The sequence below is a fragment of the Promineifilum sp. (SeqCode) genome, assembly GCF_041918635.1.
In the GTDB taxonomy this organism is placed as follows: domain Bacteria; phylum Chloroflexota; class Anaerolineae; order Promineifilales; family Promineifilaceae; genus Promineifilum.
This window is the reverse complement of record NZ_JAYRVJ010000042.1, coordinates 1-4,613: the sequence shown is the minus strand read 5'-3', so window position 1 is coordinate 4,613 and position 4,613 is coordinate 1. Positions and strand designations below refer to the sequence as shown.

General features: G+C 68.5%; 7 protein-coding genes. 6 read left to right on the top strand and 1 reads right to left on the bottom strand.

What is annotated here, in order from left to right; translation table 11 throughout:
- The coding region (locus ACE3UY_RS01385) for an acetate--CoA ligase family protein (RefSeq protein WP_374685760.1) at nt 1-1,651 on the bottom strand (1,651 nt) is incomplete at its 3' end.
- A gap of 243 nt (nt 1,652-1,894) precedes the next feature.
- Between ACE3UY_RS01385 and ACE3UY_RS01380 the strand changes: the two genes are divergently transcribed.
- The 6 genes from ACE3UY_RS01380 to ACE3UY_RS01355 all read left to right on the top strand — a co-directional run.
- The gene (locus ACE3UY_RS01380) at nt 1,895-2,329 is read left to right on the top strand and encodes a glycine cleavage system protein H (RefSeq protein WP_374685759.1); all 435 of its coding nucleotides are present in this window, start codon (nt 1,895-1,897) and stop codon (nt 2,327-2,329) included.
- A 1-nt stretch (nt 2,330) separates the two neighbouring features.
- Complete coding sequence (locus ACE3UY_RS01375; RefSeq protein WP_374685758.1) at nt 2,331-2,822, top strand: putative zinc-binding protein; 492 nt, start codon at nt 2,331-2,333, stop codon at nt 2,820-2,822.
- On the top strand, nt 2,815-3,552 hold the full coding sequence (locus tag ACE3UY_RS01370) for a putative zinc-binding protein (RefSeq protein ID WP_374685757.1): 738 nt from the start codon (nt 2,815-2,817) through the stop codon (nt 3,550-3,552). The genes ACE3UY_RS01375 and ACE3UY_RS01370 overlap by 8 nt, the downstream gene beginning before the upstream one ends.
- Complete coding sequence (locus ACE3UY_RS01365; RefSeq protein WP_374685756.1) at nt 3,549-4,022, top strand: OsmC family protein; 474 nt, start codon at nt 3,549-3,551, stop codon at nt 4,020-4,022. Before ACE3UY_RS01370 ends, ACE3UY_RS01365 begins: the two co-directional genes overlap by 4 nt.
- A 49-nt stretch (nt 4,023-4,071) precedes the next feature.
- The gene (locus ACE3UY_RS01360; protein ID WP_374685755.1) at nt 4,072-4,326 is read left to right on the top strand and encodes a thioredoxin family protein; all 255 of its coding nucleotides are present in this window, start codon (nt 4,072-4,074) and stop codon (nt 4,324-4,326) included.
- A 48-nt stretch (nt 4,327-4,374) separates the two neighbouring features.
- Nucleotides 4,375-4,613: ArsR/SmtB family transcription factor (locus ACE3UY_RS01355; protein WP_374685754.1), on the top strand; the 239-nt coding region annotated here is incomplete at its 3' end.

Genomic DNA, 4,613 nt, shown 5'->3' with positions numbered 1-4,613 from the left:
CCTTGAGCGCCACCGGGAAGCCCAGTTGCCAGGCCAGATCGACCGCCTCGTCGGCCGTCGTCGCCAGGGCCACCCGCGGCGTGGGGATGCCATAGGCGGCCAGCAGGCTATCGACGACCTCGTAGGGCAGGAAGTCGTTGGGCGGGGCCGCGCCGTCTGGCCGGGTCGCGCTCTCCTCCCGCCCGACTTTGTGGCGAGCCAACAGCCGGTGAACCAGGTCGGGCCGCACGTCGCGCGGCGCGGCCGGATCGGGTTCGTCGTCGGCGCACAGGGCGCGCACCCGCTCCGCCCGCTCCACCAGCACGGCCAGGGCCGAGGCGGCCCGCTCGGCGAAGCGGTACTCCGGCACGTGGGCGGCGCGGAAGTACTCCACCGCCTCCTGGATCATGCGCTCGCCCATCAGGGCGACGACGACCGGCTTGGCGGCGCTGTAGATGATGGGGATGAGGGCGCGGGCCACGCCGCCGGCCGACTCCATGGGCGGCGGCGGCAGGACGACCATGACGCTGTGGACGCCGGGATCGTCCAGCAGCAGGCGCAGGCTGTCCACGTACTGCTGGGCCGTGGCCGCGGCCAGCATGTCCACCGGGTTGCGGACGCTGGCGTCGGCCGGCAGCAGGGCGCGCAGGGCCGCCTCCGTCTCCGGCCGCAGCGCGGCCAGGCGCAGGCCGTGAGCCTCCAGCGCGTCGGCGGCGGTTACGCCGGGGCCGCCGGCGTTGGTCAGCACGGCCACGTCGCGCCCGGCGGGCAGCGGACACCAGGCCAGCGCCCGCGCCCAGTCGAATAGCTCCTCGCTGGTGTTGGCGCGGATGACGCCGGCGCGGCGAAAGGCGGCGTTGAAGGCCGACTCCTGGCCGGCCAGCGCGCCGGTGTGGCTGGCGACGGCCTGCCGGCCGGCGGCGTAGCGGCCGACCTTGAGGGCGATGACCGGCTTGTGGCGCGTCACCTGGCGGGCGGCGTGGACGAAGCGGCGGCCGTCGCTGATCCCCTCCAGGTAGAGCGTGATGACCCTTGTGCGCGGGTCGGCGGCCACGGCGGGCAACACGTCCGTCTCGCGCACGTCGAGCTGGTTGCCCAGGCTGACCAGGTGGGAGAGGCCGAAGCCCTGGCCGCGGGCCCAATCGATGACGGCGGCGCAGATGGCCCCGGAGTGGGAGATGAAGGCCACGTCGCCGGGGGTGGGGCCGGGCGGAGGCAGGAAGGTGGTGTCCAGCGGCAGGTGGGTGTTGATGAGGCCGACGCAGTTGGGGCCGATGAGGCGCATGTCGCAGTCGCGGGCCACGCGCAGGCAGTCGTCCTCCAGCGCCGCGCCGGCCGCGCCCGTCTCGCGGAAGCCGCCGGAGGCGATGATGGCGGCGCGGATGCCGCGCGCGCCGGCTTCGGCCAGCGTCGCCGCGACGGCCGGCGCGGGCACGATGAGCACGGCCAGATCGACGGGGTCGGGCACGTCGGCGATATGGGTGTAGACCGGCCGCTCCAGCAGCCGGCCGCCCTTGGGGTTGACGAAGTGGATGGCCCCCGCGTAGCCGCTCTGGACGAGGTTGCGGGCCATGCCGAAGCCCAGCTTGGTCGGCGCGCTCGACGCGCCCACGATGACGATGCCGGCCGGTTGGAAGAAGGGGAGGAGGGTGGGTTCGATTGGTGGGGTCACGGCGTGTAATTGTAGTGTGTTTTTGGGATAGGGGATAGTAACTAAAGACCTGACAGGTGTGGTAAAGCCTGTGCTTGCTCCCCCGCTCCCCTGCCCCCCTGCTCCCCCGCTCTTGTCATATCAAATCGGTGACAAACGTCACTATGTGCCGCGCCGGCCGCGGCCTATAATGCAATGGACGTTGAATTATCTCGCCACCTCTGGGATTGAGCCAAGGCGCGTAGGGAGCTACGTGGGGACGCTATGGAGCCTTTGACGTTTACGGTGGACAAATTCACCTTTCGCATCGCCGCCGACCGGGGGTATACCGTCGGCGGCTTGTGGGTTTTGGCCGACGGCGACCGGCTGCGCATGGGCGTCAGCGACTTTGTGCAAGGCCACAGCGGCGACGTGACGTTCGTCGAGATGCGGCCGGCCGGGACGGCGCTGGAACGCGGCGAGCCGCTAGGCCAGTTGGAAACGATCAAGGTCACGCTGGAACTCCTCTCGCCGGCCACGGGGCGCATCGTCGCCGTCAATCCGCGCCTGGAGACGGCGGCTGAGATCGTGAACGAAGACCCCTACGGCGAGGGCTGGCTGTTGGAACTGGACGCAACGGCGTGGCCCGGCGAACGCGACGACCTGCTGTCGCCCGAAGCGTACTGCGACCTGGCCCGGGCGCAGGCGGAGGAGCATTGAGATGGACGCGACGAAAGTGGTCATCGTCCCGTGCAGCGGCATCGGCAAGACCTACGGCACCGTGACGCGCGAAGCGGCCTACAACGTGGTGGAAGACCTGCGGCCGGATGAGACGCAGTTGGTGGCCCTGTCGCTGCTGGTGCTGGGCGACGAGGCGGCCCGCGCGGCGGTGGCCGCTCAGCCGGCCATCACCATTGACGGCTGCAAGCTGGCCTGCGCCACAAAGATGGTGCGCGAGAGCGGCGGGAAGGTGGCGACAGCCTACGCCGTGCTGGATGCCTATCGCCGCCACCGGGAATTCAAGCCGGCCGGCATCGCCGAGTTGAACGAGGGCGGGCTTCAGTTGGCCCACGCCCTGGCGGCCGAGATCGCCGCCGAGATCGATGGAATGAAGAAGGCTTTATCCGCAGATTCGGCAGATTTGGAAGCGAAGAAATCTGCCGAATCTGCCAAATCTGCGGATGATTCTTCTGGGGAGACGGAGTATGCCTGAGTTGCCGCAGAAGAAGGTTGGCATCATCGCCTGCTCCGGCGAGGAGATGGCCGAGGGCACGGTGACGCGGCTGGCGGCGCTGCGGGTGCTGCACGAGCTGCGGCCGGACGACACGGTGACTATTTGCTTGCCGCTCTTCCTGGCCGGCGGCGAGGGGGATCGCGCCTTCGCCCGCTTCTACCCGACCATCGCCGTGGACGGCTGCGACCGGCGCTGCGCGGCGCGGGCCACGGCGCAGTATTCGGGCAAGCCGGCGGCGAGCGTCGTCGTGAGCGAGCTGGTGGCCGAGAGGGGACTGGCCAAGCCGCAAGGTATGCGCCGGCTGGACGAGGCCGGGCGCGTGGCGGTGGATGAGACGGCCGGCGTGGTCGCCAAGCTGGTTGATGAGCTACTGGACAAAAAATGGAGCCGGCGCAAAGGGGAGTTCATCGAGGACGAGCCGATCCCCCTGACCGTCGCGCCGGCGACGGCCGACGCCGGCTGCGCCTGCGGTTCGGGTATCCCGGTGCGGACGGTGACGATTGACGGCCGGCCAGTGTCGTTGATCGCCTTGCCGCCGCTGCTGGAGCAGTTCCGCGCGGCCGGTAAGTCGTCGTCGTTGGCGACGGCGGCCGAATTGCTGGAGCAGGTCGCGCTCTACAACCCGGTTCCGGCCGGGGAGGAGGCGGCGTATCTGGCGGCGCTGTCACACGAATATGCCGCGTTCTGCGGCCAACCGGAGGTCGCATGAGCCAGACGGCCGTTTACCACACCACCGTATCCTGGAAGGGGGCGCATTGGGGCCACGTCGTCATGGGCAACGGCCCGGAAATGCCCTTCTCCGCCCCACCCGACGCCAAGGGCCACCCCGGCGTCCTCACGCCCGAAGATGCTTTCGTCGCCGCCATCAATACGTGCGTCATGATGATGTTCCTCTGGGCCTGCGAGCGGTATAAGCTCGACTTACTCAGCTACGACTGCCGGGCCGAAGGGACGAAGCTCATCGAATTGGATCGGACGGAGATATTCACCGACGTTGTGTTGCGGCCGCGCATCCGCGTCTGCGCCGGCGGGGAGAGGCCCGAGATCGTCCAGGCCCGCGTGCGCAAGGCGCTGCAATCGGCGCAGAAGTACAGTCTGGTGGCGAACTCGATCAAGTCCAAGTTACACATCGAGCCGGACGTGGAATTGGTGGATGAGCGGGAGCTTATTCCCGGCTGAGAGAACATCCACACGTTGCGGAGAGACATTCTAATTACGGAGCACACCCATGTTGAAGATCAAGGTGTTGGGGCCTGGCTGCGCGAATTGCCAGCGGGTCGAAGACGTAGCCAAGGCGGCCGTGGCTGAGCTTGGGGTCGAGGCCGAAATTGAGAAGGTGACTGACCGGGCGGTTTTCGCGCAGTACAACCTGCTGGCGACGCCAGGGCTGGTCATCAATGAGAAGCTCGTTTCCGGCGGGCGCATCCCCGGGCAGAACGAGGTTATGGTCTGGGTCGGCAAGGCCGTCGCTGCGGCTGTGTAACTCGACCGCCGAACCGTTTCTTTCCCACCAAAACTGAAGGAGTGTCCGATGGACGCGACCGATCGCAGTGACGTCGACACGCTGAGCGAACCGGCGGCCGTCCTCAAGGCGCTGGCCGAACCCACCCGCCTGCGCATCTTCGCCGAATTGATGAGTGGCGACACCTGCAACTGCGAGTTGGTCGAGCGGTTGGGGATGCCGGCCAATCTGCTTTCCCATCATCTGAAGGCGCTCAGCGAGGCCGGGCTGGTCTGCGCCCGCCGCGACCGGCTGGACGGCCGCTGGGT